3 protein-coding genes are annotated in these 2,616 nt (G+C 70.3%); all 3 read left to right on the top strand.

Annotated elements, in window-relative coordinates; genetic code table 11:
• Positions 1–85 precede the first annotated feature (85 nt).
• The gene (locus AC27IO_RS22750) at positions 86–1,060 is read left to right on the top strand and encodes an ABC transporter permease (RefSeq protein WP_284426666.1); all 975 of its coding nucleotides are present in this window, start codon (positions 86–88) and stop codon (positions 1,058–1,060) included.
• Positions 1,057–1,983 carry an ABC transporter permease gene (locus AC27IO_RS22755; RefSeq protein WP_272567310.1) on the top strand — a complete coding sequence of 309 codons (927 nt, stop codon included), beginning with the start codon at positions 1,057–1,059 and terminating at the stop codon, positions 1,981–1,983. Before AC27IO_RS22750 ends, AC27IO_RS22755 begins: the two co-directional genes overlap by 4 nt.
• Positions 1,980–2,616: ABC transporter ATP-binding protein (locus tag AC27IO_RS22760; RefSeq protein ID WP_498740916.1), on the top strand; the 637-nt coding region annotated here is incomplete at its 3' end. The genes AC27IO_RS22755 and AC27IO_RS22760, both read left to right, overlap by 4 nt.

Genomic DNA, 2,616 nt, shown 5'->3' on the forward strand with positions numbered 1-2,616 from the left:
AAATAATAGCTATATGCCCTAGTGGATATTGCACTGGAGGCCTTTTTGCCTTGAAGCGCTCGCGGCCGCCCGCGGCCCTGCGGCCATGACCGGCTGGCTGCTGCGCCGCCTGGGCCAGGCGCTGCTGGTGGTGTTGGCCATGACGGTGATCGTGTTCGTGGGCCTGCACGCCATCGGCAACCCGGTGGACATCCTGATCGGCGACGACATGAACCAGCAGGAGCGCCTGGCCGCCATCGCGCGGCTGGGGCTCGACCAGCCGCTGTGGCGCCAGTACCTGGCCTTCATCGACGGCGCGCTGCACGGCAGCCTGGGCAAGAGCTTCGTGTACCAGGAAGATGCCGTGCGCCTGATCCTGCAGCGCCTGCCCGCCACGCTGGAGCTGGCCCTGGCCGCGCTGGTGCTGGCGGTGGTGCTGGGCGTGCCGCTGGGGCTTTATGCCGGCATGCGGCCGGACAGCGCGGTGTCCAAGGCGCTCATGGCGGTCAGCATCGCGGGCTTTTCGCTGCCGGCGTTCTGGGTGGCGCTGATGCTCATCATGGTGTTCAGCGTGCAGCTGGGGTGGATGCCCGCCAGCGGCCGCGGCGCCACGCGCGAGCTGTTCGGCGTGCCGTGGTCGTTCCTCACGCTCGATGGCCTGCAGCACCTGGCGCTGCCGGCGTTCAACCTGGCGCTGTTCAAGATCTCGCTGGTGCTGCGGCTCACGCGGGCCGGCGTGCGCGAGGTGCTGCCGCAGGACTTCGTGAAGTTCGCGCGCGCCAAGGGCCTGTCGCCCGCGCGGGTGATGTGCATGCACGTGCTGCGCAACACGCTGATTCCGCTCGTCACGGTGCTGGGCCTGGAGCTGGGCTCGACCATCGCCTATGCGGTGGTGACGGAGAGCATCTTCGCGTGGCCCGGTGCGGGCAAGCTGATCCTGGACAGCATCAACAGCCTGGACCGCCCCGTGGTGGTGGCCTACCTGATGGTGGTGGTCGTGATCTTCGTGACGCTCAACCTGGTGGTGGACGTGCTCTACCGCCTGCTGGACCCGCGCGCCCGGGTGGAGGGCGCGGCATGACGCAGCCTGTGGTTTCGCCCGACGCTCCCGTGGCGCGGGGCTTCGACGACCGGTCGATCTGGTACCGCGTGGCGGCGGACTTTCTGCGCTCGCGCACCGCGGCCGCCGCGCTGGCCGTGCTGGCGCTGGTGGTGATCGCGGCGCTGGCCGCGCCCTGGATCACGCCGCAGAACCCCTACGACCTGATGCAGCTCGACGTGCTGGATGCGCGCCTGAAGCCCGGCGCGGCCAACGCCGAGGGCACCTTCACCTACTGGCTGGGCACGGACGGGCAGGGGCGCGACCTGTACTCGGCCATCGTGTACGGCCTGCGCATCAGCCTGCTGGTGGGCGTGGGCTCGGCCGTGGTGGCGGCGGTGATCGGCACGCTGGTGGGGCTGCTCGCGGCCTACGCGGGCGGCAAGGTCGATGCGCTGCTGATGCGCGTGGTCGACCTGCTGCTGTCGTTCCCGACCATCCTCATGGCGCTGATGATCCTGGCCTACGTGGGCAAGGGCGTGGGCAACGTGGTGCTTACGCTGGTGCTGCTGGAGTGGGCCTACTACGCCCGCACGGCGCGCGGCCAGGCGCTGGTGGAGGCGCGCCGCGAATACGTGGAGGCCGCGCGCGGCCAGGGCATTCCGGGCTGGCGCATCGTCACCGGGCACATCCTGCCCAACTGCCTGCCGCCGCTCTTGGTGATCGGCGCGCTGCAGGTGGCGCGCGCCATCACGCTGGAGGCCACGCTGTCGTTCCTGGGCCTGGGCGTGCCGATCACCGAGCCCTCGCTGGGCCTCCTGATCTCCAACGGCTACCAGTACCTGCTGTCCAACGAATACTGGATCAGCTTCTTTCCCGGCCTGGCGCTGCTGTTCACCATCGTCGCGATCAACCTCGTGGGCGACCAGCTGCGCGACGTGCTCAACCCGAGGCTGCAGAAATGATGGGCACCGCATCGTCTTCCCCGATCCCGGCGTCCGCTGCCGCGGTGCCCGCCAGCGTTCCCACGCTGGAGGTGCGCGATCTGCGCACGCGCTTTCACACCCGCGCCGGCGTGCTGCCGGTGGTGGACGGCGTGTCGTTCACGCTCGGGCGCGGCAAGGTGCTGGGCCTGGTGGGCGAGTCGGGCTCGGGCAAATCCGTCACCGGCTTTTCGATCATGGGGCTGGTCGATCCGCCCGGCCGCGTGGAGGGCGGGCAAGTGCTGTTCCAGGGCCGCGACCTCACGACGCTGCCGGCCGCCGAGCGGCGCGCGCTGCAGGGCAACCGCATCGCCATGATCTTCCAGGACCCGATGGCCACGCTCAACCCGGTGCTGCGCGTGGACACGCAGATGATCGAGGCCGTCAAGGCCCACCGCCGCGCCACCACCGCCGAGGCCCGCGCCCTGTCGCGCGACACGCTGGCGCTGATGGGCATTCCCAGCCCCGACGACAGGCTGCGCGCCTACCCGCACCAGCTGTCGGGCGGCATGCGCCAGCGCGTGGCGATCGCCATCGCGCTGCTGCACGGGCCCGACCTCGTCATCGCCGACGAGCCGACCACGGCGCTGGACGTGACCATCCAGGCGCAGATCC

This window comes from Acidovorax sp. KNOB132 (assembly GCF_057541515.1).